21 protein-coding genes are annotated in these 23,567 nt (G+C 57.6%); 8 read left to right on the top strand and 13 right to left on the bottom strand.

Translation table 11 applies throughout. The features are described from left to right. Window positions 1–138: 138 nt before the first annotated feature. The 4 genes from QPL98_RS07000 (at window position 139) to QPL98_RS06985 (ending at window position 4,421) form a co-directional block, all read left to right on the top strand. Window positions 139–612 (top strand): Dps family protein, encoded by a 474-nt coding sequence (locus QPL98_RS07000; protein ID WP_014422762.1) that lies wholly within the window; start codon window positions 139–141, stop codon window positions 610–612. Between the two features lie 157 nt (window positions 613–769). After that, window positions 770–2,638, top strand: a complete 1,869-nt coding sequence (locus QPL98_RS06995) for a choice-of-anchor I family protein (protein ID WP_199453999.1) — start codon at window positions 770–772, stop codon at window positions 2,636–2,638. 177 nt (window positions 2,639–2,815) lie between these two features. After that, on the top strand, window positions 2,816–3,442 hold the full coding sequence (locus QPL98_RS06990) for a DUF2057 domain-containing protein (RefSeq protein WP_303292960.1): 627 nt from the start codon (window positions 2,816–2,818) through the stop codon (window positions 3,440–3,442). A gap of 85 nt (window positions 3,443–3,527) precedes the next feature. Beyond that, a complete protein-coding gene (locus QPL98_RS06985) occupies window positions 3,528–4,421 on the top strand; it encodes a porin (RefSeq protein WP_227548866.1) in 894 nt (297 codons plus the stop codon). 93 nt (window positions 4,422–4,514) lie between these two features. Here QPL98_RS06985 and QPL98_RS06980 read toward each other — a convergent pair whose 3' ends face one another. The 7 genes from QPL98_RS06980 to QPL98_RS06950 all read right to left on the bottom strand — a co-directional run bounded on the left by QPL98_RS06980 (window position 4,515) and on the right by QPL98_RS06950 (window position 11,892). Beyond that, window positions 4,515–5,639, bottom strand: coding sequence for an NAD(P)/FAD-dependent oxidoreductase (locus tag QPL98_RS06980; protein WP_153740492.1), 1,125 nt, complete (start codon window positions 5,637–5,639; stop codon window positions 4,515–4,517). Further along, window positions 5,639–6,955 carry a cyclopropane-fatty-acyl-phospholipid synthase family protein gene (locus QPL98_RS06975; RefSeq protein ID WP_023009563.1) on the bottom strand — a complete coding sequence of 439 codons (1,317 nt, stop codon included), beginning with the start codon at window positions 6,953–6,955 and terminating at the stop codon, window positions 5,639–5,641. The genes QPL98_RS06980 and QPL98_RS06975 overlap by 1 nt, the downstream gene beginning before the upstream one ends. A 194-nt stretch (window positions 6,956–7,149) precedes the next feature. Beyond that, window positions 7,150–8,448: a TRAP transporter large permease subunit gene (locus QPL98_RS06970; RefSeq protein WP_011786891.1), complete on the bottom strand. Its 1,299-nt coding sequence runs from the start codon at window positions 8,446–8,448 to the stop codon at window positions 7,150–7,152. Next, window positions 8,445–8,990: a TRAP transporter small permease subunit gene (locus QPL98_RS06965; RefSeq protein WP_023009564.1), complete on the bottom strand. Its 546-nt coding sequence runs from the start codon at window positions 8,988–8,990 to the stop codon at window positions 8,445–8,447. The genes QPL98_RS06970 and QPL98_RS06965 overlap by 4 nt, the downstream gene beginning before the upstream one ends. 104 nt (window positions 8,991–9,094) lie before the next feature. Further along, entirely contained in the window at window positions 9,095–10,171 is a 1,077-nt protein-coding gene (locus QPL98_RS06960) for a TRAP transporter substrate-binding protein (RefSeq protein ID WP_011786889.1), read from the bottom strand. Between the two features lie 139 nt (window positions 10,172–10,310). Further along, the gene (locus QPL98_RS06955) at window positions 10,311–10,769 is read right to left on the bottom strand and encodes an ATPase (protein ID WP_153740493.1); all 459 of its coding nucleotides are present in this window, start codon (window positions 10,767–10,769) and stop codon (window positions 10,311–10,313) included. A 52-nt stretch (window positions 10,770–10,821) separates the two neighbouring features. Continuing rightward, window positions 10,822–11,892 (bottom strand): acyltransferase, encoded by a 1,071-nt coding sequence (locus QPL98_RS06950; RefSeq protein ID WP_022993117.1) that lies wholly within the window; start codon window positions 11,890–11,892, stop codon window positions 10,822–10,824. A 178-nt stretch (window positions 11,893–12,070) separates the two neighbouring features. Between QPL98_RS06950 and QPL98_RS06945 the strand changes: the two genes are divergently transcribed. Further along, a complete protein-coding gene (locus QPL98_RS06945; protein ID WP_303292959.1) occupies window positions 12,071–13,138 on the top strand; it encodes a beta-N-acetylglucosaminidase domain-containing protein in 1,068 nt (355 codons plus the stop codon). A gap of 14 nt (window positions 13,139–13,152) precedes the next feature. On the opposite strand, the gene QPL98_RS06940 is transcribed toward QPL98_RS06945, so the two are convergent. The 3 genes from QPL98_RS06940 to QPL98_RS06930 all read right to left on the bottom strand — a co-directional run bounded on the left by QPL98_RS06940 (window position 13,153) and on the right by QPL98_RS06930 (window position 15,165). Further along, entirely contained in the window at window positions 13,153–13,863 is a 711-nt protein-coding gene (locus tag QPL98_RS06940) for an SIMPL domain-containing protein (protein ID WP_153740495.1), read from the bottom strand. A 95-nt stretch (window positions 13,864–13,958) separates the two neighbouring features. After that, a complete protein-coding gene (locus QPL98_RS06935; protein WP_153740496.1) occupies window positions 13,959–14,891 on the bottom strand; it encodes a ChaN family lipoprotein in 933 nt (310 codons plus the stop codon). A 91-nt stretch (window positions 14,892–14,982) separates the two neighbouring features. Next, a complete protein-coding gene (locus QPL98_RS06930) occupies window positions 14,983–15,165 on the bottom strand; it encodes a CopG family transcriptional regulator (protein ID WP_303292958.1) in 183 nt (60 codons plus the stop codon). 126 nt (window positions 15,166–15,291) lie between these two features. Between QPL98_RS06930 and dauA the strand changes: the two genes are divergently transcribed. After that, entirely contained in the window at window positions 15,292–17,028 is a 1,737-nt protein-coding gene (gene dauA, locus QPL98_RS06925) for a C4-dicarboxylic acid transporter DauA (protein ID WP_286714485.1), read from the top strand. 162 nt (window positions 17,029–17,190) lie between these two features. Continuing rightward, window positions 17,191–19,149, top strand: coding sequence for an ion channel DMI1 (locus QPL98_RS06920; protein ID WP_303292957.1), 1,959 nt, complete (start codon window positions 17,191–17,193; stop codon window positions 19,147–19,149). A 10-nt stretch (window positions 19,150–19,159) separates the two neighbouring features. Here QPL98_RS06920 and QPL98_RS06915 read toward each other — a convergent pair whose 3' ends face one another. The 3 genes from QPL98_RS06915 to QPL98_RS06905 are packed head-to-tail and all read right to left on the bottom strand — an operon-like array spanning window position 19,160 to window position 21,398. Next, window positions 19,160–19,549 (bottom strand): CBS domain-containing protein, encoded by a 390-nt coding sequence (locus tag QPL98_RS06915; RefSeq protein WP_022993110.1) that lies wholly within the window; start codon window positions 19,547–19,549, stop codon window positions 19,160–19,162. Between the two features lie 14 nt (window positions 19,550–19,563). After that, on the bottom strand, window positions 19,564–19,914 hold the full coding sequence (locus tag QPL98_RS06910) for a transcriptional regulator (RefSeq protein ID WP_286714487.1): 351 nt from the start codon (window positions 19,912–19,914) through the stop codon (window positions 19,564–19,566). Beyond that, window positions 19,911–21,398, bottom strand: coding sequence for a DUF1538 domain-containing protein (locus tag QPL98_RS06905; RefSeq protein WP_113879192.1), 1,488 nt, complete (start codon window positions 21,396–21,398; stop codon window positions 19,911–19,913). The genes QPL98_RS06910 and QPL98_RS06905 overlap by 4 nt, the downstream gene beginning before the upstream one ends. Before the next feature lie 311 nt (window positions 21,399–21,709). On the opposite strand from QPL98_RS06905, the gene QPL98_RS06900 reads away from it, so the two are divergent. Beyond that, complete coding sequence (locus tag QPL98_RS06900; protein WP_286714488.1) at window positions 21,710–23,302, top strand: isocitrate lyase; 1,593 nt, start codon at window positions 21,710–21,712, stop codon at window positions 23,300–23,302. Window positions 23,303–23,567: the final 265 nt, after the last annotated feature.

The following is a 23,567-nucleotide window of genomic DNA, read 5'->3' as shown; positions in this document are numbered from 1 at the left end:
GGGTTCAGCTATGATTTTAGGGTTGGTGGTATAAGTTTCTGCTATGAGCGATATTGAATACCCAAACTTTCGTTCTGACACTGAGCTGTCATACAGTAGCTGTTAGATGACACCCCAAAACGAATCAGGAGGTTCAACATGGGCAAGAATTTTATTGGTCTCGACACAGACAAAACCCAGAAGCTGGCAGATGCACTGAACGAACTGCTCTCCAACTACCAGATTTTCTACATGAATGTGCGTGGCTATCACTGGAACATCAAGGGTGACAATTTCTTTGAGCTGCATGCCAAATTTGAAGAACTCTACGATGACCTGCTGCTCAAGATTGATGAAATTGCCGAGCGGGTTCTCACCCTGGGCCATCGTCCTGCACACGCCTACAGCACCTACATTGAAAAGTCCGAAGTGCCGGAGCGCAAGGACGTATCTGATGGCAAAGAAGCGGTGGGTAACATCGTCGAGAGTTTCGGTAAGCTCATCGCCAAGCAGCGTGGCCTGCTGAACCTGGCCGGTGAAGCAGAAGATGAAGGTACCGTGGCACTGATGAGTGACTACATCTCTCAGCAGGAAAAAACGGTATGGATGTACCGGAGCTACTTGGGCCAGTAAGTTCCGGCTGATGCTCCGACTTTTCCCCGGCCCGGCATCGGGCCGGGGAGTTGTCACAGAAACGTCACTGCACTGTCACTTTCCTTTCCCGCGTTCGTCACGTCTGTCGCCTAGCCTTCTTTGCTCTTGCATCATTAAATAAGCAAAGGAGCCCGCTGTGCCCAAGACATCGCACCCATTTCAACTGTCATTGCTCGTTCTCGCTGTGAGCGCCGTGCTGGTATCCGGCTGTAATTCCTCGGACAACGATGATGATCTGGCGCCGGAAGCTCAGGTCACTGGCCTGACGCTCGAATTCGCCGGTCGATACAGCACCGGACAGTTTGATGAGTCTGCTGCGGAAATCACGGCGTTTGACCCTGCCAGTCGCAGGGCGTTTGTGGTTAATGCCTTGTCCGGGGCTGTGGATGTGCTGGATATGAGCGACCCGGTCAATCCAGCCAAAATCGACACGCTGACAGTTGCTGACATTGCCGCTGATGCGGTGGTTAACAGTGTGGCGGTGGCAAACGGGCTCGTTGCGGTTGCTGTTGAATCGAATCCGAAAACTGACCCCGGTTATGTTGCGGTATTTGGAGCTGCAGACCTGCAGTTGCGTGACAGTATCCAGGTAGGTGCGCAGCCGGATATGGTTACCTTTACGCCGGATGGGCAATATGTCCTGGCAGCAAACGAAGGCGAGCCAAGCGATGATTACCAGATCGATCCGGAAGGGTCGATCAGTGTGGTTGATGTTTCCAATCCGGGGAATCTCACGGTACGGACAGCCGATTTTCTGGCCTTCAACAGCCAGGATGGCGCCCTGAAGGCATCGGGTGTTCGCATATACGGCCCGGGGGCCACCGTAGCCCAGGATCTGGAACCGGAATATATCACCGTCAGTGCCGACAGCCGCACTGCCTGGGTCTCTTTGCAGGAAAACAACGCCCTGGCGAAGCTGGATATCGGCGCGGCAACGGTCACCGGTATTTTACCCCTGGGGTTCAAGGATTACGGTGTTGAGGGGCAGGGTATTGATGCCTCGGACGATGACGGCGTCATCAATATCCAGAGATGGCCGGGTGTGGTGGGTATCTATCATCCCGATGCCATCGACAGTTACCAGGCAAATGGTGAAACCTTTATCGTGACGGCCAATGAGGGGGATGCCAGGGCCTGGGGTGAAGATAACGCCGACTACTGGAATGGCGACAGTTCCAGGGGCTTTGTCGAAGAGTTGCGGGTGAAACACCTGGTACATCCGGATGGTTTTGCCCGTCGGGTTGGTGACGACATGCCGGCGCAACTGACTGCACTGGCTGAAGGTGCGCTGTTGAATCCATCAGTCTTCGATTACTGCGGTGCCACAGCCGGTGCAGCCAATGCCTGTCGCGATGATGACCAGTTGGGAAGACTCAACATCAGTTGGGTGCAGGGTTACCGGGTTGCTGAAAATGGTGCTCCTGTCATGTTCAACGCGTCGGGTGCAGAAGACCCGGACGGCACGCTTCTGATGTACGACCAGCTGTACTCCTACGGCACGCGTTCTCTGGCGATCTGGAATGAGGACGGTGAGCTGGTATGGGACTCCGGTGATACGATCGAGCAGTTCCTTGCCAGTGAAGAGTGCCGTCTGGGTACGGATCGCTCTATTCCCTGCTCAGACCACTTCAACTCCGCCCATGACGAGGGCATGGCATTTGATTCCCGGTCTGACGCTAAAGGTCCGGAACCTGAAGCCGTGACCGTGGCGACGTTCGACAATAAAACCTTTGCCTTCCTGGGCCTGGAGCGCATGGGGGGTATTCTGGTCTACGACGTAACGGACCCCGCCAGTCCGGTTCAGGTGGATTACCTGAACACCCGTGACGACTGGACCACTGTCGACACGGCTTCAGTGCTCGAAACCGCAGGCGATCTGGGTGTAGAGAGCATCACAGTGGTATCCAGTGATGATTCGCCGTCCGGCGAGCCGTTGCTTATCACCGGCAACGAGGTTAGCGGTACCACGGCGATCTACCGAGTGAAACTTGAGCTGACTGATTAATTCAGCTCCCTGAACAAGAAGCCCCGTCTTTATGGCGGGGCTTTTTTGTTTATTAGAGAAAAAGAGTGTCCTGAGGAATGTGTCATATAACCGAAACATATTATTAACAGTCCGTTAATAAATTCCCTCCATAGTGTCGTCTCAAGATTGCTGCCAACCACCGATTGGAAACAAAGCGTGACGAGACTTATCTGGCCAACCTGTTTGCTTGCCACCTTGATGCCGTTGCCGGCTCTGGCAGACGTTGAGCTCACTCTGGGGCCCTGTGTGAAAGTGCAAGCCGTTCAGGGTAGCGAGCAGACCGCCGGCTCTGGCGAGTCAGTGACCCTCGCTGATGGTACCCAGCAGTTGGTGGTGGAGTGCACCGCTGAAATCGGCCGTGAAAAGGTGCTGGAAACCAGCGATGCCTTCGTGGTCCGTTTCGAGGCTGCTGAGACCGCGCTGACCCTGAGCGCTCCGGAAATCGAGTCGCGTAATCAAATGGACAGCTTCAATCATCAGGGTAACTGGCAGCTGACTGATCGCCAGGGCCGTGAGGTGGCGTTTACCGCCGATGTGCTCGAGAAAGAGGGCTTTCAGCTGGTGCGGGACTATGCCCGTGAGCTGGCGGCCTATAACCGTTCCGGCGCCAAAGCGGCAGTAGCTGCTCCGGGGCTGATAACCAACCAGGACGGGTTGTTGCTGGATTCGCACGTCGATCCGGATCAGGAAATGGTCAGCAGGATGCTGCGCTACTGGTATCTGAAAGCTGACGAACAAACTCGAAAAGAGTGGGACAGCTGGGTTGATTCCAGCAACCAATAAACACCAAACCAAACTGAACGTGGAGTTCCAAAAATGAAGAAGCTTCTTCTGGCTGTTGCTGTGTCTACTGTTGCCGCAGCATTCTGTGAATGCTGCGACTGTTTACGAGAAAGATGGTTTTACCTACAAACTGAACGGTGACTTCCAGATTCAGTTCCGTCAGGCCACTGGCTTTGATGAGCGTGCCGAGGTTGAGTACGACGATATGGAGCTGAAAAACTACGTAGCCTACGATCTGGGCAATGACCTGACTGCGTTTGGTCGTCTGGATGTGGGTTACAAAAAAGCGGCGGAAGGCAGTCAGGACGCCAGCAACCTGGAAGAGGCTTATGTCGGTCTGAAGTACGGCGTTGCCTCCTTCTCTTTCGGTAAGCAGGACTTCGCCGGTGACGAATTCGGTATTGAAGAAGCCTACGAAGTCGAGACCATTGATGAAGACCGGTTTGATGGCGTAGAAACAGCGGGTGACGATACGATTCGTGTCGACATCGAGCTGGAAAACGTCTATATCGCCGCTTCTCACGAAATGGATGCTGCGGATCAGGACGGTGAATACTACGATCTCTTCGTTGCTACTGAACTGGCAGGTCTGGAACTGGCAGCGGCTTACCAGCAGTCCCGAGCGGCTGGCGCGGCTGAATCTGCGGACACCTGGGGTGTGAGCGCTTCCTACGATTTCGGCTTCATGAACCTGGCCGCTGATTACAGCTCCACCGACGAAGACGACTTCGAAACCACCCAGTACAACCTGGCGGCTGTGTTTGCTGTTGCTGCCACCACCGACGTCGCACTCGGTATGGGCAACAAGGAAGAAGATGACGCGGACGACATTACCGAATGGTACGCCAACGTAACCTACAAGTTCCCGGCTGCCAAGAACGTCAGCGTGTTCGCCGAAATCGCCCAGAGCGACCTTGAAGATGCGTCTGGCGACGACGCCGACATGGGCTTCCTGGCCGGTATGCGCGTGAAGTTCTAAGCTCGCTCGTTACATGCGCCAGCCTGGTATCGAGCTACAGGTCAGTGCAGACGTGAAATCAAGGCCGGGCCTCAGCGCCCGGCCTTGGTGTATCTAAACCGCGACCTCCAGTGGCGGCACCTCCTGATGCAAGAACCACTTCTCCGTGACCACCTTGCGGGTAAACCAGTGTGAGCGCATCAAGGTGCTGGCGATGGGCTGTTTCAGCCAGTCCGGCACCTCAAAGCCGGGCTCCTGGTCCGTGGCCCGGGTTCCGAAGCGTTCGGCAATGCGTTCACCATAGCTTTGCAGCGAGAGCGCGGAATAATCCGTGGCGGCCTTGATAACATTGGCCGCCATCAGTGCCGATTCGATGGCGGGACGAATGCCCTCGCCACTCTGGGTATAGGCCAGGCCGGCCGCATCGCCAATCAGCAACACGCCGTCATCCACCAGTGGTCGGTTGGCATGGGCATACAGCAGATAGGCGTGACCTTTGAAGCGGCCTGGCAGGTCTGAAGGAATGCGGCCCGACTGTTTCATTTCCTCGACAAAAGCTTCCAGATGATCAGATAACCGGTGGTTGTCCTCACGGCCCAGGCCGATGTTCAGATAGCTGCCTTTCCGGAAAACCCAGGCGTAGCCCTTGAGATCCCGGCAGAACCAGAGCTCTGGCGTGTCGCCGCGGGCTTCGCAGGCGCGGGCCTGCTCTGGCGTCATCTCGAACTCAACTTCCTTGGCGGCCACCACGGTTTCATGCTTGCCCGGGCCGTCGCCCAACAGCCGTGCCACCGGGCAGAAATGGCCCCCGGCACCCACCAGCAGCGGCGCCTGCCATTGATCGTTGATCACCCAGTTGCCGTTGTTCCGGTTGATGGACTTTACCGCGGTTGCCAGTTGCTTTTCACACTCGGCACGGTCCAGCAGGTAGTCGTCGAATTCGCAGCGACGAATACCGTAGCTGACAATATCCCCGTGGTCGTTCTCCACCGCACTTTGCCCCATCATGCCGATCCGGAACCGGCGAATGGGTTGCAGTGTCCGGCCGACGGAATACTTCCCCGGATCAATGTCCAGGCTGGCCATCACTGCCGGCGTAACCCAGCCGGCGCAGGTCTTGTCCCGGGGGAAGGCTTGCTTGTCGATGATCAGTACCCGTTTGCCGGAGTCCTCCAGAGCCCGGGCCAGGGTTGAGCCGGCAGGGCCGGCCCCCACGATAATGATGTCGTAGTATTCCATCAGACCCCCTCTGGCGTGGCTGGAAACGTGTAGAGTTCCTGCCGGCTCTGGGGCAGCTGGTTATTGTCGCCGTGGGTGAACACCACCTGGAACAACTGCAAAGAACCGGCCCGGAACGCGGCGATGGAACCGGCCAGATACAGTCGCCAGGCCCGGGTGAAATGTTCGTCGTACATCTCGGTGACCTGGTCCTGGTTGGCGGTGAAATTGTCCATCCAGTGGGTCAGGGTCTGAGCGTAATGCAGCCGCAGGTTTTCCACATCCAGTACCGAGAAATCGCTGTGCTCGCAGATTTCCATGAACTCGCCAATGCTGGGCGGATAGGCGCCGGGGAAAATCCGCTTCTCGATCCAGGCGTTCATCAGCATGGGCCGGTTGCGGCCGATGCTGTGGAGCAAGGCAATACCATTCGGCTTCAGGGAGCGTTTGATCAGTTCCGACAGAGCGGGGTAATTGTCCTTGCCCACGTGTTCGAGCATGCCAATAGAAACGAACGCGTCATACTGGCCCTCAATATTGCGGTAGTCGTCTTCGACATAGGTAACCAGGTTGTCCAGGCCTTGTCGCTCTGCTTCAGCCCGGGCGTAGGCCAGCTGTTCCCGTGAGATATTGTAGGAATGCACCTTCACTCCGTAATGACGGGCCATATATCGGGCCAGCCCGCCCCACCCGCAGCCGGCTTCGACCACGGTCATGCCCGGTTTCAGCCGAAGTTTGCGGCAAACGTGTTCCAGTTTGGCCAGTTGCGCCTGTTCCAGGGTGTTGTCGGCCTGCTCGTAATAGGCGCAGGTGTACTGCATTTCGGCCTCATCCAGCCACAGTTGGTAAAACGCGTTGCCCAGGTCGTAGTGGTGGTGAATGTTCTCCTTGGCCTCGGAGATGCCGGTGGCACGCGGGTTGTGGTTGCGCCACAGGGCGTCCAGCCAGCGTGGCCATTTCTGGCGGGCGGCATGGACGGCCCGGTACAGGCTCTCCATCAGATCTGGAAGATCGCCGTCGATTTCCAGTCGACCGGCGGCATACAGGTCACCAAAGGCCAGATTGGGGTTGGCCACCAGGGAGTAGAGAGCCTTGTGGTCGGTCAGGTGCAGGGTGAAGCGGGCGTCCTGAACTTCCGGTTCTATGACATCGCCGTTCCAGAGCCGGAAACGAATGGGGGGAGAGCCGGCCATACGCATCAGTTTATGGATCAGCCAGCGTTCATAACTGTGGGGTTCGCGATCGGATTGACCGCGCTCCAGGGGCAGGCTGAGGACGTGTGCCCGGTGTTCCTCCTTGTCCGGTAACTCCGGTTTATGAGCGGTACTCTGTGCCATGGAATGCTCTCTCCTCTGATTCGTTATGGTCCGTGCAATCCCGAAAACTGAACTGAGAGTCGCGGCTTTTTGACTCAGTATAGAAAATGATCAGGTTTTGTCAGGTCGGCGGACTGAAGACTGAGGGGCAGAGCGGGTGGATGGGCGGAGCCGGCATTGGCCGGCTCCGCCAGAGTTGCAGGGTTATTCGGGGGTCAGTAGGTGGCGCTCATGCCGAACCATTCCGGGAAGATGACGATCAGCGCCAGCACCAGAATCTGGATCAGAATGAACGGAATAATACCCTTGTAGATATCCGTGGTTCGGACTTCCGGTGGTGCCACCCCTTTGAGGTAGAACAGCGAAAACCCGAATGGTGGTGTCAGGAAGCTGGTTTGCAGGTTCATGGCAATCAGGATGGCGAACCAGAGCATGTTGATGCCCATGGCCTCGGCCACCGGTGCCAGAATGGGCACGATGATGAAGGAAATCTCCACGAAATCGATGAAGAAGCCCAGCACCAGAATGACCACCATGGCCAGGATAATGAAGCCCCATTGTTCGCCGGGCAGCATCATCAGCCACTCCTCCAGCAGATAATCGCCGCCGGTATAGCTGAACACCATGGAGAAGGCAGTCGCGCCGATCAGGATTGCGAACACCATGGCGGTCACGCTGACGGTGTCTTTGGCGGCATCCCAGACCATTTTGAACGAGAACTGGCGGTAGATGATCGCCAGAACCACGGCGCCAACACCGCCCAGTGCGGAGGATTCCGTGGGAGTGGCGATGCCGGTGAAGATGGAGCCCAGCACGATCACGATCAACGCCAGTGGCGGAATAATTGCGAGCAGGGCATCCCGGATTTCCTTGCCCCGGCTGACCGATTCATCCTGGGCCGGCATGGCCGGTGCGGTTTCCGGCTTGAAACGGGTCAGAATCAGAATGTAGACAATGTACAGGCCAATCAGTACCACGCCGGGCATGACCGCAGCCTTGAACAGATCACCCACGGGCAGGCCAAGGACGTCACCCAGAATGATCAGGATGATCGACGGCGGCACAATCTGGCCCAGGGTGCCCGAGGCGCAGATGGTGCCGGTGGCCAGGCGCTTGTCGTACTTGTGTGCGAGCATGACCGGAAGTGAAATCAGGCCCATGGCAACCACGCTGGCGCCGACAACGCCGGTGGAGGCAGCCAGCAGGGCACCGACCAGAATGGTGGAAATGGCAAGGCCGCCGGGCAACCCGCCAAACAGCCGACCCATGGAGGTCAGCAGTTGTTCAGCCAGCCTGGTGCGTTGCAGTACCACACCCATGAAGATGAACAGAGGCACTGCCATCAATACGGTGTTCTGCATCACGCTCATGATCCGGAAGGGCATGAAGGCAAAGAGATCCATGCCCTCGGCGTAGATACCGAAAAACAGCGCCACGCCGCCGAAGGTGAAGGCCACCGGAAAACCGAACATCAGCATGACCAGCGCCACGCCGAACATAATCATACCGATCATGCCAGACCTCCTGCGCTGTGCTCACCTTCGTATTGCTTGTCACCGGCCATCACCCGGATGGCGTAGGTCACCATGTTCAAGCCGGCCGTTCCCATAAAGAAAGCACTGACCGGAATCACGGATTTGATCACCCAGCGATGGGGTAGGCCACCGGGGTCGCCGCTGCCTTCGCCCATCTGGTACGCATCCATCGCGTAGCTGTAGCCATAGGTGGCAATCAGGTAGGCGAACGGAATAACAAAAAGAACGGCGCCTATCAGGTTAATCCAGGCTTTGCGCTTCTGGCTCCAGTTGGTGTAGAACACGTCCACACGGACATGACCATCGGTGCGGAGGGCATAGGGAATGCCAAGCAGGAAGACGACTGAATAAAGGTGCCATTCCATTTCCTGCATGGCGATGGACACATCGTTGAAAGCATAACGTGCGACGACGTCATAGAAGACGTTGGCGGCCATCAGGATCATGGCCACACAGGCGATCCAGCCGCAAAGTTTGGAGAGCCAGGCCAGGCCCTCGTCCAGTCGGATAATCCAGCGCATCGAACTTCTTCCTCCGCATCGCGGAATTTCTGAATGTTGGAAATGAAAAAGCCGGGATCACTTGGAAGAGCGATCCCGGCTCTGATTCGTCATAAACGAATAGTTTACTCGACTTCGGCCATGGTGTTGAGGTAAGCCCGCTCCGAAATGTCGGTGTAAGCGCGGCTCTGCTCCAGATAATTGTGCTGGGATTCAATGATCTTCGCAGCCATCTCACTTTCTGCCGCGGCCTCTTTCAACAGCTTCTCGTTGGCCTCGTACATGGCCTGGAAAATGTCATCCGGGAAACGCTTGATCTGTACGTTCGGATACTCTTCCTTGATGTTTGCCCAGGCTTCGGCGTTGGCGTGCTGGGAGTGAACCAGCATGTCATAGGAAGCGGTGCGCATGGCTACCCGCATGATTTCCTGAAGGTCTGCCGGCAGGCGATCCCAAACGCGCTTGTTGATCAGGAACTGCAGCTCGGTTGCCGGTTCGTGCCAGCCGGTGTAGTAGTAGTCAGCAATCTGCTGGAAACCAAGACGCAAATCCAGCGCCGGGCCTACCCACTCAACGGCATCAATCGTATTACGCTCCAGAGCGGTGTAGAGCTCGCCCGGGGCGATGTTAGTGGGGTTAACACCCACTTCTGCGAAGACTTCGCCGGCAAAGCCGGGAATACGCATTTTCAGACCCTTGAGGTCATCCAGGGATTTGATTTCCTTGCGGAACCAGCCGCCCATCTGTACGCCGGTGTTGCCGCCAGGGAACGACAGCATGTTGTGGGGCTCATACACTTCCTGCATCAGCTCCATACCGCCACCGTGGTAGAACCACGCATACTGTTCCATGGCATTCATGCCAAATGGCATGCTGGTGAAGAACAGGGTTTCCGGCACCTTGCCCTTCCAGTAATAGGAGGCGGAGTGGCCCATGTCGTACTGACCGGCCTTGACCATGTCGAATACGCCCAGTGGGGCCTTGTGCTTGTTGGCTGAGTCGATGCGGACGGTCAGTCGGCCATCAGACATCTTGTTAACGGTTTCAGCGAAGCGTTTGGTGGTGTCACCAAAAATGGGGAAGTTCGGGCCCCAGGTTTCTGCCAGTCGCAGGGTGAACTTGTCTTGGGCAAGCGCCTGGGTGGCGGCAAAGGTAGTTGCCACAGCCAGCACAGCCGCGGAAAGAACAGAACGGATCTTCATTGCTCTTCTAACCTCTTGTCATTGTTGTAGTAGAGCCCGGCCCCTCGTGGGGTCCGGAACTCAAGAGTGTAGTTCAGATTAGCAACTATGGCGGGTGGGCTGCAGCAAAAAATTGCCGGACTACGACATTGGTCTAACGTTAAACGTCGTTCATTCGACCGATCTGGCTGGCCAGGCGCATGGCCTCATGCTCCTCCAGGGATTTCAGATCCTCCAGCAGGGATTTGGCCTCGGGAATCTCGGCTTTGCCGATGAGGGCGTCGTACAGGTCCATCACCTGGTCGTGGAAATCAAAGATCTCCCGGGCAATACCGTCAAAATCCAGATCGTTATAGCGGGTATCGCAGGTGCGGTTCTTCTCGATGGGTTTATGCACGCCATAATCGTACAGGCGGGTGGTCATGGCTTTCGGGTCGGCCTGTTTCTCGTACTCGGCAACAGCCTGTTCCAGCAGTGCCTCGTGGGAACTGATGTAATCGAGCAAGGCGCTAGCGCGTTCGTTCTGATTTTTCTGGGCGGATTCGTGCAGGCACCGGGCCAGGTGGGCGTGGAGCTGGCGTGTCCAGTCAATCAGGTCTGCGAAGGTTTTGATTTCCATGGCGTCTTACTCTTGTCAGGCAATGGGTTTCAGGTTTTTTGTTGTGTTCAGTCTAGTCAAGATTTTCCGCTTTTTTCGGCACCGGGGCGTTGATCAACGTCAGACCGGTATCCGGTACGGCACGTTTCCGCCACTGCCGGAACCAGCGCAGAGCGGGTTTTTCGATACCGTAATGCAGGGCTGCCGCCAGACCAATGGCAACGGCCAGTGCCATCATCACACCAAGTTGGCCGGGTAGTCCGGCTTTGTAAGCCAGATCAATCACGCCATAACCAATGTTCTGGTGCACCAGGTACAGGGTGTATGAAATGCTGCCCAGCCAGAGCAGTCCCGGCCGGGCCAGAACGTTGAGGTAGCCGGCGACAGCCAGCCCGAAAACGCCATAACAGCCGAGCACAAAGAGGTTGAACGGTGCCTTGTAAGCGAGCAGACAGTGGCTGATGGTTAGTGTCAATAGCGCAAGATCCGCGACCGGCAAGCGGTTGTGGCGGTGCCAGCGGTAGATCAGCATGCCGCTGATAAACAGGGGCGCGTAGCGGGTAAACAACAGGTCTTTGATCAGGAATTCCAGCCCGTCGGGAATGGCCTTCCACCAGATCACCGCCGCGTAGCTGGCCAGAGTCCAGGCCCAGAGTACTGGCCGCATGCGCTGCCAGCTCCCCAGCCCGTAGAACAACAAGGCAATCCAGACGTAGAACGTGGCTTCAATCACCAGGCTCCAGTAGGCGCCATCGACATGGGGATGGCCCAGGTATTCGTGCAGCAGAGTGATGTTCAGTAGCGCCGAGCCGGGGCTCACCATGCGGTCAGCTGGCCCCATCAGTTGAACGGCAATCCAGGTCAATACAATGCCGGCCCAGAGTGCAGGCAGCAGGCGGAAGGCCCGGGCCAGTCCGAACCAGCTAGCGCTGCGGGTGCGCTCCAGGGTCATGAAGATGACAAAGCCGCTGAGGATGAAGAACAGGTGAACCCCGTAGCGCCCGAAACCGAGGGTGTCCGGCGTGCTGAAACTGTGGCCGTAGAGTTTGTCGTAGTAGGGGAGGTAGTGGAACAGCACCACACCCAGGGCCGCGATGCCTCGAAGCGCGTCCAGTGCGGGCAGTCGGTCTTGACCATTGGGCATGAAAGTTGTGCTCCTGAAAACTCAACATTTTACCGGATCGTTTATTCTAGGCAGGTTGTGACAGTAGCGGCTAGGATCTAATCATACGGTATGCTTGCTGAGATCTGACGATCCCGTCATCAAGGCGGCTGGTCCGGTATAGTACTCGCTTGGGTGGCAGACAGGGAGCAACAGGTTTATGACGGTGGAACTGGGAATTATTGAAGGATTTTACGGCCCCCTGTGGACCTGGTCCGAACGGCGCCAACTGGTCAATACCCTGCTTGCCCATGGTTACGGCTTCTATCTGTATGCCCCCAAGGCCGATCCTTACCTGCGTCGTCGCTGGCAGGAGCCGCACCCTCCGGAGCAGGCTGAGGCAATGGCGGACTTTGCCAGATTCTGCCGGCGTGAAGGTGTGCGGTTTGGTATCGGGCTGAGCCCGTTCGAAATCTTCAATAACTTCGATGAGGCGGCCCGGGAGGCCCTGGCGAAGAAACTGAAAATGCTGGATCGCCTCGGTATCCAGGAGCTGGCTATCCTGTTTGATGACATGCACCCGGACACCCCGGACCTGGCCCGCACCCAGGCTCAGATCGTGGACTGGGTAAAAGCCAACACCAGTGCCGGCAAACTTAGCGTATGCCCCACCTACTACTCCGATGACCCGGTGCTGGACCGGGTGTTCGGGCAGCGGCCGGCGGACTATCTGGAAACCCTGGGGGCGGAACTGGACCGTGAAGTGAGAATTTTCTGGACCGGGGAAGAGGTCTGTTCCCGTGAAGTTGCTCCGGGCCATCTCAAACGTGTCAGCAAGTTGCTGGGGCGCAAGCCACTGCTCTGGGATAATTACCCGGTGAATGATGGCGACCGCATGTCCCGGCATCTGCATCTGCGTGGTTTTACCGGTCGCCCTGCCGGCAATGCCGCCTACCTTTCCGGCCACGCCATCAATCCGGCACTGCAGCCGGTGCTGACCACCATCCCGGCGATCACGCTGGCGGAATGCTACCGCCAGGGGCCGGATTACCAGTATGGTCAGGCGTTTTTGCATGCTGCGCGGGAAGTGCTTGGGCTGGAGCTTGCGGGGCAGTTGCATAAGGATCTACTGACCCTGCAGGACACCGGGCTGGCACGCATCAGCGATGAGAAAAAGCAGGCATTGATGCACACCTACGACGCGTTTGATCACCCGGCGGCTCACGAGATCCTGCGCTGGCTGGCCGGAGACTATCAGGTGACCGACGAAATGGTGGCCACCCAGTAGGCACCTGTTTTCTGTTACTCCAGATAGTAATCGAAGGTGGATACCACCCGCACGGTTTTCACCGGCTGTTGTTGCTCCGACACGCCCGGTGCCTGATCCCTTGCCAGAATCTGGAACACACCCTGATTGGCCCGGCGCAGGCTGCCAAGTTTGGCCTCGGCATCCCGAGCGAACTGTTGGGCGGATTCACGGGCCGCCGTGGTGGCCTCGGCGATCATGGCCGGTTTGATATCGTTCAGGCCGTTGAACAGGTAAGTGGGGCCGCTCGGGCCGTAGTCTGAGGACAACACTACGCCGGAATCCACCAGCTCGCTGACGTTCTGTGCCGCCTGTCGGATGCGATCGATATCGGTGCTGCGCACCATCAGGGTCTGATTGATGATGTACTGTTGCTCGCTGTTATTGCCGGCGTATGGATTGGCGCGAGTGTCGGTCACGTCCAGACGTTGGAGCTCAACCGCTGACTGGTCAATGGCCTGCAGTTTCAGGAACGCCATGATGGCTTCCCGGCTGCTTCGGGCTTTGTTCTGTGCTTCGTCCAGCGTGCTACCGGTGGCAACAAAGCGGATGGGCCAGAGCGCCAGGTCTGCCTGCACTTCCCGTTCGGCCATGCCCTTGACCGTTACGTAGCGATCGGCCGTGCGCAGCCCCATCAAGCCCTGGCTCAACAGGGAAGCAGCAACAATGGCGCACAGGCCGATAATCAGGGCAGAGACAACTTTCATGGCTTACTCCTTGCGGTTCGGAAAACGTCCTGATGTCTGCGCAGGTTAACGGGAACCGGGGCTGCTGGGAAGGCGCGCCTTACGCGCCACTTTGGTCACTCGCAGCGGGTGTCTGAATGGCGGCTGAAGCGTTTCTGCATGGCGCTGCGCTGGCGTTCCGCATCCCGGTATTCCGGAGGCAGGGGCAGAATAAAGTAAAGGTAGTCACCCTTGTGACGGTTTGCTGCCACCGGCATCGCCTGTTCCGGGGGCGACCATTCAACCGGTGAGAGCACTGCAATGCTCAGCTCTGGTGCCCGTTGCTCAAGGACCGCAACGGTACCGAGCCGCTGTTCGCTGTGGAAGGTGCCGGTGGTGTGCAAAACCTGATGTCCGGGGTGTTCATTCAGTGCAGTCAGTATCCGCTCGGCCATGGTGTTGTCCCGCAACAGCTGGGCCTGATAGGTGCTCAGCAGGCGCCCGGCCAGTTCTGTCTGTTCTGCACCGTGGCTGCCGGCAATGGCGTCGACGAATTTGTCACGGTAGTCCGGGGTATCCAGGAAGGCCTGTGCGGGCAGGGCGGCGCGTTGCGCGTCTGGCAGGCGTTGAAGATAGTCCATCCCCTCACGGCCGACACAGCGCACGATATCCGCCGGGGCGTTAGCCGCGACAACCGGCAGCTGGTGTTCTCGGGCAAATTCCACCAGGGGCCGGTAGGAGGCTTTGTAGTTCTCCCAGGCGTCCGCGTCTTCGATCATTTCCGTTTCACCGGTTTGTCCGGCCAGGTAGGCGTCAAGGGCGTCCTGGTGGTTCAGGTTGAACTGCTCCATGGACAGGATCTGCCGGGGGTTGTGCCGGTACAGCGCCTGTTGAAGGCGGGCCTGTAAAAGGTGCGAGGCATGGTGGCCGTGGTATTCCCCCGTCACCACCACATCGGTGTTTGCCAGTTGCCGGGCCAGCTCTGCGACCGTGAGGATATCACCGGTGTCGGCGTCGACGATCACGGCATCGTACTGGCTGACGGGTGCAGGCCGGTTTTCTGTGCGCATGACCGTGCACCCTGTGAAGGCGAAAACGGTTACAAGCGTCAGGACAAGGCGGGTGGCGTAAGCTTTCATATCCGATTGTACGTTGCCGGAGTCAGTCGGTTTTCTGGGCGCTGCTCTCGCGCCAGTCTGGCCCGAGCCGCTCTTCCACATATTCACGAATGAACTGACGAACCTTCTGGGAGGGAGTCACGTCCTCCTGCTTGCAAAGGGCCTCGAAAACTTTCTTCTTTTCAGGGTCAATCAACAGGGTCAGCCGGGCAGTTCGGTTTTCCATGGTGTTTCTGGTTCTCAACAGGTTCAGCGAAGATGGTTACAGATGGCATGTTAATCATATTAACATTGAGTGTACAGATGATGAGCATATAATGTAACCAAATGCCTGGCCTGAGAGAGTCTGTTCATGCCCCATCGCGCCCATCTCTTTTCTCTTCGTACCGCTCACGCCGTTCGCGAGGCCTGCGTTGATGAACCCTACAGCAGCGGGCGCTTTTTCAAGGACCTGATGGCTGGCGCCACGGTTGGCATCATTGCCATTCCGCTGGCGATGGCGCTGGCGATTGCCTCCGGGGTTGCGCCGCAGTATGGCCTTTATACCGCTATCATAGCCGGTTTTCTGATTGCCCTGTTTGGCGGCAGCCGCTACAGCATTTCCGGACCAACGGCCGCTTTTGTCGTGATTCTCTATCCGATCGCCCAGAGCTATGGCCTGGGTGGCTTGCTGCTGGCTACGCTGATGTCCGGTGTGTTGCTGGTGATTATGGCGGTGATGCGCCTGGGCCGCTTTATTGAGTATATCCCCGAATCCGTCACTCTGGGATTCACCGGTGGCATTGCCGTGGTGATTGCCACCTTGCAGGTAAAAGACTTCTTCGGGCTCTCCATTGACGCTATGCCAGAGCATTACTGGGACAAGCTGGCGGTCCTGGGTCAGCAACTGCCGGCGCTGGATGGACTGAGTACGCTGGTGGCGGTGGTTACCCTGGCGGTGATGCTGCTCTGGCCAAGGCTGAGAACCCCGGTGCCGCCTCATCTGCCAGCAGTGATTGTTGGCAGTCTTCTGGCATTGTGGTTGAACGCTGGTGGCGCGGCGATTGAGACCGTGGGGTCACGCTTCAGCTACCTGCTTCCCGATGGCAGTACCGGCGCCGGCATACCGCCGTTTTTACCGGAATTCGCCTGGCCCTGGCAGCAGGCCGGGGCCGACGGACGCCCCCTCGGCCTGTCCTGGGACCTGTTCCGGGAGCTGATTCCGGCCGCCTTCGCCATCGCCATGCTGGGGGCCATCGAATCCCTGCTCTGTGCCGTGGTGCTGGATGGCATGACCGGTAAACGCCACAGTGCCAACAGCGAGCTGATGGGGCAGGGCATTGGCAATATTGTGGTGCCGTTCTTTGGCGGTATCACGGCCACCGCCGCTATTGCCCGGTCGGCCGCCAATTACCGGGCCGGCGCTGAATCGCCGGTGGCTGCGATGATTCATGCGCTGGTGGTGCTGCTGGCGCTGGTCTCCCTGGCCGGCATTCTTGCCTATCTGCCCATGCCGGCCATGGCCGCGTTGCTGGTGATGGTGGCCTGGAACATGAGTGAGGCGCCGAAAGCCGTGCACCTGCTGAGAACCGCGCCTCGCAGCGACATCCTGGTTTTCCTGACCTGCTTCGGCCTGACCGTGGCCCTGGACATGGTAATTGCCATCACCACCGGGGTGTTACTGGCCGCTGTGCTGTTCATGCGTGAAATGGCACAAATGACCAGGGTGACTGACATTACCGGCAACAAACGGGTGCAGCAGGTTGGAGTGCCGGAGGGCTGGCAGGTGTTCAAGATCAATGGTCCGCTTTTTTTCGCGGCCGCTGACCGCATCTTCGGCGAGCTGGCAGACTTGTCCCAGCAGGCTAAGGGCCTGGTGTTGTACATGGACGGAGTGACCATCCTCGACGCTGGCGGCCTGGCGGCGCTGAATAAACTGATCGCCAGTTGCCGGAAAACCGGTACCCGCCTTGTATTTGCTGACTTGCAGTTCCAGCCATTGAGAACCCTGGCCCGGGCCGGCGTAAAACCGGAGCCCGGCGTGAGCTATTTCTACCCGACTCTGGAGGCGGCGCTGGCTGAGTTGTCAGAGATGGACTGGCAGACCTAAAAAAAACAGGCAGTTGGCATAACACGCCAGTGATCAACACAAGAACGCCTGAAGGCCGCATCATGTCAGGGCTAACCTTCCGGGACTGTTTGAACTATCCTAGGCGACAGAATCAGAAACCGGCAAACCGTTTGCCGCGGGAACGACGCTATAAGGGACCGAATGCTGCCATTTCGAATTGTTGATCGGATCAAGTTCATCGTGGAGCGCCAGCTGGTCAAGGGGGCTGGCTTTCAGTTGCTGGTGGTCGGTTGCTTTATTGCGCTGATCTCGCTGATTGGCGGTCTGCTGGTGGTGCTGCCCCAGGCCGGCGAGTTTGAAAGTCCCGGGCACGCCATCTGGTGGGCGTTTTTGCGCTTGACCGATCCGGGTTACCTGGGAGATGACGTGGGCACCTGGCAACGCATTGTCTCCACCCTGCTGACGATAATGGGCTACGTGGTGTTCATGGGTACCCTGGTGGCCATTCTCACCCGTTGGCTGATTGCCAAGATGGAAGATCTGGAGCGTGGCCTCACCCCGGTGACGTTGAAGAACCATATCGTCGTGCTGGGCTGGACCGCCCAGACGCCGCCGCTGGTAGCGGAGTTATTTGGTTCGTCTGGGCGTATGGCCCGGTTTCTGGAGAAGCATGACGCCCAGAAACTGCGGCTGGTTCTTTTGGCGGAAGAGGCCAGTGTCGAGCATTTGCACGAACTGATCAGGGAGCCTGGTATTGGCCGGCGAGCCCGGGAAGTGATTCTGCGTAGCGGCTCTGCCATTCAGCCGGAAGCGTTGCATCGGGTTGCCTGTCTGGATGCGGCGGCGGTGATTGTGCCCAGCCAGGTGCACGAGGGCGGCTCGCTGATAACCTCCGATGTTGAAACCGTGAAGGCGCTGTTGTCCATCGCCGCCCAGGCCAGGCACTACAACGCCCGGCTGCCCTTTGTGGTGGCTGAAATTCAGGACATGCGTAAACTGCCCGTTATCGAGCGGGCCTACCCCGGGGCCGTGGAAGTGGTGGCCGGTGATGCCACCATCAGCAGGTTGATGGTTCAGAACGTCATCCACCCGAACCTTTCCGAGGTCTACAACGAGTTGCTGACCGCCGGTGAAGGCAACGAGATTTTCGTGCGTGGGGGAGAAACCGCTGAAGGCCTGACCTTGGCAGAGCTGGCAAGCCAGCGGCCCAATGCCATCGTTCTGGGGCTGTTGCATCCCAACCCGAACGGGGGGTGGCAGGTTAATCTTCTGGCAGATTCCAGTACGGTCATCCGTAATGAAGACCGGGTGGTACTGCTGGCACGGGATTATGAGCATACGGCGGCAGACCCCAAGGTCGGGGTATTGCCAGCCATTGGGCGTAACCGAAATCCGCTCCGGGCTCAGTCGGTCCCGGGTGTCCACAGGGTGCTGGTACTGGGCTGGAACCGCAGGGTGCCGACCATGGCGGCCGAGTTTGCCAGCTATGGCAGTCGGGTTTTTGAACTCGATCTGGTGTCGGCGATTCCGTTGGATGACCGGAATCGGGAAATGCAGCGTTACGGCGTTGACCTGTCGAAAGTAAACGGCCGCCTGCTGGAAGCCGACTACATGGTGGAAGAGGACCTTCGGCGCCTTGATCCAGCCGGATACGACACAGTGATGTTGCTCAGCAGCGATCGAGTTGGCTCCGGAGAGGAAGCCGATGCCCGTGCCATGGTGGGCTATCTCCAGTTGGAAGATGTTCTGTCGGCCGCCCCCAGGCGACCGCAGGTCATTATGGAACTGAGTGACCCGGATAACCGCCATCTGTTGTATGGCCACAAGAGCGAGATGCTGATCAGCCCGATGATTCTCAGTCATGTGTTGGCTCAGGTGGCGTTGCGGCGGGAACTGAGGGTGGTGCTGGATGAATTGTTCACGGAGGGTGGGGCAGAAATCCAGTTCCGGAAGCCTCACGACTACCCGTTGCCGGCCAGCGCGGATTTCCAGGTGTTGGAGAAGATTGTGGCGGAGCGCGGGGAAATTGCCCTGGGCGTTTATCGGGCCGAAGCGGATGAACGCGGGCGCCATTTACAACTGAATCCGCCCCGGAACCAGTACCTGGATCTGCGCGATGGCGATCAGCTGTTGGTGCTTTGTCTGGGCGCTGAGCGTTGAGCCGGCGTCTCTAGTCGACGGTCTCCAGCAGTGCCTGCATGATGTCGTCCATGACCACGAACCCGGAAATGTCGTTGTCACACAGCACCAGCAGGCGCTTGACCCTGTATTCGGTCATCAGTCTGGCCGCGTATTTCAGAGCCAGGTTCTCACCTACGCTGATCACCGGTTTGGCACACACATCGTAGACGTTCAGCAAATCGATGTCGCCGTCCTCCGAGATAACTGACTTGAGAATATTGGTATAGGTAATCAGGCCCCAGGCATCGTGCTCATTCTGGCGTTCGACCACCAGGGATTTGACATTGTGGCGCTTCATCAGGGAAAGCGCCTCGCGAATGGTGGCGAAGGGCGAAATCCTGATGATGTCGGTCACCATCACGTCTTTGACCAGTTTCATTATCTGCGCTCCGTTTACAGAGAGTCTTTCACGTGTTGTTCAAATTTCTCCACCTGGGCCATGTCGATGCCGCCCAGGTGTTCCAGTGGTACGGTAAAGATCATACCCTGGGAATCTTTGCCATCCGGCATGATGACTTTCTGGATGGCTTTCAGCACATCAAGCGACAGCCCCTTCTCCAGGACCATCAGCAGCACGCTCTGGCTGCCGTCGTAGGTCAGGCCGAAGAACGTTTTTTTCGCGGTATTGCTGATGCCCCGGCCGGACATCACAGTGATTCCTCCGGCACCGCAATCCCGGGCAGCATCAATACACTCCTGCTCCAGGTCTTCAGGAACGATGGCCACCAGTGCCGAGAATTTCATGGTGTCTCCTTACGTGGTTCTGCAAGATACTGGGATGCGATGGCGTAGGCCATCACCGTTACGATAGGAAAGATTGAAGCAAAGGCAATCAGCCCGAAGCCGTCGATGAGAATGCTGCGTCCGTCGATACTGCTGGCCAGGCCAATGCCCAGGGCGGTAACCAGAGGGACGGTTACTTCCGACGTGGTGACCCCACCCAGATCATAGGCCAGCGCGATGATGTAGCGGGGCGCAATCAGGGTCAGGCCGACGACCAGAATATAGCCGCCCATGATGTAGTAGTGAATGGAGTCGCCGGTGATGATCCGGTGAACGCCGATAGTGATGCCGACGGCTACCCCGACCGCCACCAGTATGCGAATGACATTGCCGTTCAGGGTTCCCCCGGCGGCTTCTTCCGCCTGTCTGCCGATGGCGATCAGCGCCGGTTCCGCCATGGTCGTGGCAAAGCCGATCATCAGTGCAAAGAGGTATACGTAAAGATAGTTGTCTCTGGCCGTCAGTTGTTCGGCCATGCTGGTACCAATCGGAAACAACCCCATCTTGAGACCGATCACAAAGGCATAAAGCCCCAGAATCACCAAGGTAAAACCAAAGATGACCTTGCGTGGATTGGGAAGTTTGCGGCGCAGTACCAGATACTGAAAGAAGAGCACCGTAATGATGATGGGCAGAACATCCCGAATCATGGTGACCAGGTCCAGCAGTGCGCCGACCACGCCGGAAGGCTTGGTTTCTCCGACATCTGGTGAGAGCGGGACACCCTCGGCTTCGGCAGAACCTGAGTACACCAACATGCCGTAAACCTGCACGGTAACCATCGGTACCATCACCGCCAGTGCGACCAGTCCGAAACCGTCAATCAGCGGGTTCCGGCCTCGGATCGACGCAGCCAGACCTATGCCCAACGCGGCAATCAGCGGCACGGTCACAACATTGGTGGTGACACCGCCGGAATCGTAGGCCAGACCGACGATTTCTTCGGGTGCAAACCAGGTGACGATCACCACGATGATGTAGCCGACAATCATGAACCAGTGTATCGGGTAGCCGAAAATGGTCCGGAAAACGCCGAGGGCCACCACGCAACCCACGGATAGTGCTACCAGTACCCGGAGTGTCAGGCTGTCGATTCGCCCCCCGCTGATGGTTTGTGCCTGCTCGGCCACGGCAATCAGGGCTGGCTCGGCAATTACCGCAGAGAAGCCCATGGCAAAGCCGAAGGCCAGGAGAATGACCAGGGAACCGCGCCGGGCAAACTGATTCGACAGGCTCTTTCCGAGCGGGAAGATGCTAAGCTCGAGCCCTTGCAGAAACAGGGCAACACCGATGGCAACCACAAACAGGCCGGCAACCATGCTGAACAGGTTCTCTGGCACCTGCTGGAGAATGGCGATCTGAAAGAACGCCACCACGATCACAATGGGAAGCAGGTTCTTCAGTGCGTGCAGGAGTGAATGATTGAAGGCGCGGACGTAGAACACAGAATGCCCCTGTAGCCCGTGGGTGAGGGAGGTTGGTGATCTGGGTCAAGTGCCTGAATCATAGCACGCTGTAGTCTGTCCGAAATGACCCGCCTCAATAATAGGCCTTCAGCCTGTCAACAGGGATCCTGTGTATTCATTTAAAAAATGCCGAAAATACACCATATAAATTTCAATTATAAATTCGAAAGCACTAAAGTTACGCCCAACGTCACCACCAGCCCGGTTCACCTGGCCGGTGGCTGGCTCCGGAAGCTGCCGGCAGCAGCGTTCCGAACCTTTTGAACACAAACGTAGAAAGGATAGAGATCATGCCTTACGCACAAGACGTCGACCAAATCGCTTCCATTCTGAAGCAGAACCCGACCTGGAACGCCATCAACCCGAAGCACGCGGCCCGCATGCGCGCCCAGAACAAGTTCAAGACTGGTCTGGACATCGCCAAGTACACCGCCAAGATCATGCGTGAAGACATGGCTGCTTACGATGCCGATTCTTCCAAGTACACTCAGTCTCTGGGTTGCTGGCACGGTTTCATCGGCCAGCAGAAGATGATCTCCATCAAGAAGCACTTCGGTACCACCAAGCGTCGTTACCTGTACCTGTCTGGCTGGATGGTTGCCGCCCTGCGTTCCGAGTTCGGCCCGCTGCCTGACCAGTCCATGCACGAGAAGACTGCGGTTTCTGGCCTGATCGAAGAGCTGTACACCTTCCTGCGTCAGGCCGATGCCTGGGAACTGAACCACCTGTTCCGCGCTCTGGATGAGGCCGAGAAAGCTGGTGACACCGCTAAGGCCAAGGAAATCGAGCAGCAGATCGACAACCACGAAACCCACGTTGTGCCCATCATTGCGGACATCGACGCTGGTTTCGGTAACGCCGAAGCCACCTACCTGCTGGCCAAGCAGATGATCGAAGCCGGTGCTTGCTGTATCCAGATCGAAAACCAGGTTTCTGACGAGAAGCAGTGTGGTCACCAGGACGGTAAAGTAACCGTTCCGCACGCTGACTTCCTGTCCAAGATCAACGCGGTTCGCCTGGCGTTCCTGGAACTGGGTGTGGATGACGGTGTGATCGTTGCCCGTACTGACTCCCTGGGTGCTGGCCTGACCAAGCAGATCGCGGTAACCAACGAGCCGGGTGACCTGGGCGACCAGTACAACAGCTTCCTGGACGGCGAGTACATCGACGACGCTTCCCAGATCGAGAACGGCGACGTTGTGATCAAGTCCAACGGCAAGCTGCTGAAGCCGAAGCGTCTGGCCTCTGGCCTGTTCTGCTTCAAGCCGGGTTCTGGCGAAGACCGTGTTGTTCTGGACTGCATCACCAGCCTGCAGAACGGCGCTGACATGCTGTGGATCGAAACCGAGAAGCCGCACGTTGGCCAGATCGCTGGCATGGTTAACCGCATCAAGGAAGTGGTGCCCGACGCCAAGCTGGTTTACAACAACAGCCCGTCCTTCAACTGGACTCTGAACTTCCGTCAGCAGGTATTCGACGCATGGAAGGAAGAAGGCAAGGACGTTTCTGCCTACGACCGCGCCAATCTGATGAGCGCCGAGTACGACAACACCGAGCTGGGTCAGCTGGCCGACGAGTGGTGCCGTAACTTCCAGCGTGATGCGTCCCGTGAAGCCGGTGTATTCCACCACCTGATCACTCTGCCGACGTACCACACTGCGGCTCTGTCTACCGACAACCTGGCCAAAGGCTACTTCGGTGACGAAGGCATGCTGGCTTACGTTGCTGGCGTACAGCGTCAGGAAATCCGTCAGGGTATCGCTACTGTGAAGCACCAGGACATGGCCGGTTCCAACATCGGTGATGACCACAAAGAGTTCTTCGCTGGTGAAGCGGCTCTGAAGGCCGGTGGTAAAGACAACACCATGAACCAGTTCGGTTAATCGACCGGTTCAGATTGTCCGGCAGGCACCCGCAGGTGCCTGCCAGCTACCAGAAACCCCGCATGGCTCGCGCCCTGCGGGGTTTTGTTTTTTAACACTGGCGGATTTTTCCAGGTTGCTGATATTGGGGGACAAAAGCGAAATGGCTGATATGTAGCCACCGTTTGCTGTTTCACCAGCGCAACAGTTCGTCAATTCACGGTTGTTTTCTGGCGCCTTTGAAATTCAAATTTCCCAATAGTTTTCAATGTCCTGAGCAATTTTC

It is taken from the genome of Marinobacter sp. ST-43 (assembly GCF_030541085.1).
GTDB classification, from domain to species: domain Bacteria; phylum Pseudomonadota; class Gammaproteobacteria; order Pseudomonadales; family Oleiphilaceae; genus Marinobacter; species Marinobacter nauticus.
Note: the sequence above shows the minus strand (reverse complement) of the source record. Positions and strands in the feature narration are given on the sequence as shown.

Bases quoted from the DNA above. Each gene is read 5' to 3' on its own strand.
- QPL98_RS06935 (WP_153740496.1), bottom strand. From the start codon at position 14,891: ATGCGCACAGAAAACCGGCCTGCACCCGTCAGCCAGTACGATGCCGTG.
- QPL98_RS06955 (WP_153740493.1), bottom strand. From the start codon at position 10,769: ATGGAAATCAAAACCTTCGCAGACCTGATTGACTGGACACGCCAGCTC.
- QPL98_RS06940 (WP_153740495.1), bottom strand. From the start codon at position 13,863: ATGAAAGTTGTCTCTGCCCTGATTATCGGCCTGTGCGCCATTGTTGCT.
- QPL98_RS06900 (WP_286714488.1), top strand. From the start codon at position 21,710: ATGCCTTACGCACAAGACGTCGACCAAATCGCTTCCATTCTGAAGCAG.
- QPL98_RS06965 (WP_023009564.1), bottom strand. From the start codon at position 8,990: ATGCGCTGGATTATCCGACTGGACGAGGGCCTGGCCTGGCTCTCCAAA.
- QPL98_RS06980 (WP_153740492.1), bottom strand. From the start codon at position 5,639: ATGGAATACTACGACATCATTATCGTGGGGGCCGGCCCTGCCGGCTCA.
- dauA (WP_286714485.1), top strand. From the start codon at position 15,292: ATGCCCCATCGCGCCCATCTCTTTTCTCTTCGTACCGCTCACGCCGTT.
- QPL98_RS06945 (WP_303292959.1), top strand. From the start codon at position 12,071: ATGACGGTGGAACTGGGAATTATTGAAGGATTTTACGGCCCCCTGTGG.
- QPL98_RS06975 (WP_023009563.1), bottom strand. From the start codon at position 6,955: ATGGCACAGAGTACCGCTCATAAACCGGAGTTACCGGACAAGGAGGAA.
- QPL98_RS07000 (WP_014422762.1), top strand. From the start codon at position 139: ATGGGCAAGAATTTTATTGGTCTCGACACAGACAAAACCCAGAAGCTG.
- QPL98_RS06920 (WP_303292957.1), top strand. From the start codon at position 17,191: ATGCTGCCATTTCGAATTGTTGATCGGATCAAGTTCATCGTGGAGCGC.
- QPL98_RS06950 (WP_022993117.1), bottom strand. From the start codon at position 11,892: ATGCCCAATGGTCAAGACCGACTGCCCGCACTGGACGCGCTTCGAGGC.
- QPL98_RS06960 (WP_011786889.1), bottom strand. From the start codon at position 10,171: ATGAAGATCCGTTCTGTTCTTTCCGCGGCTGTGCTGGCTGTGGCAACT.
- QPL98_RS06910 (WP_286714487.1), bottom strand. From the start codon at position 19,914: ATGAAATTCTCGGCACTGGTGGCCATCGTTCCTGAAGACCTGGAGCAG.
- QPL98_RS06915 (WP_022993110.1), bottom strand. From the start codon at position 19,549: ATGAAACTGGTCAAAGACGTGATGGTGACCGACATCATCAGGATTTCG.
- QPL98_RS06970 (WP_011786891.1), bottom strand. From the start codon at position 8,448: ATGATCGGTATGATTATGTTCGGCGTGGCGCTGGTCATGCTGATGTTC.
- QPL98_RS06930 (WP_303292958.1), bottom strand. From the start codon at position 15,165: ATGGAAAACCGAACTGCCCGGCTGACCCTGTTGATTGACCCTGAAAAG.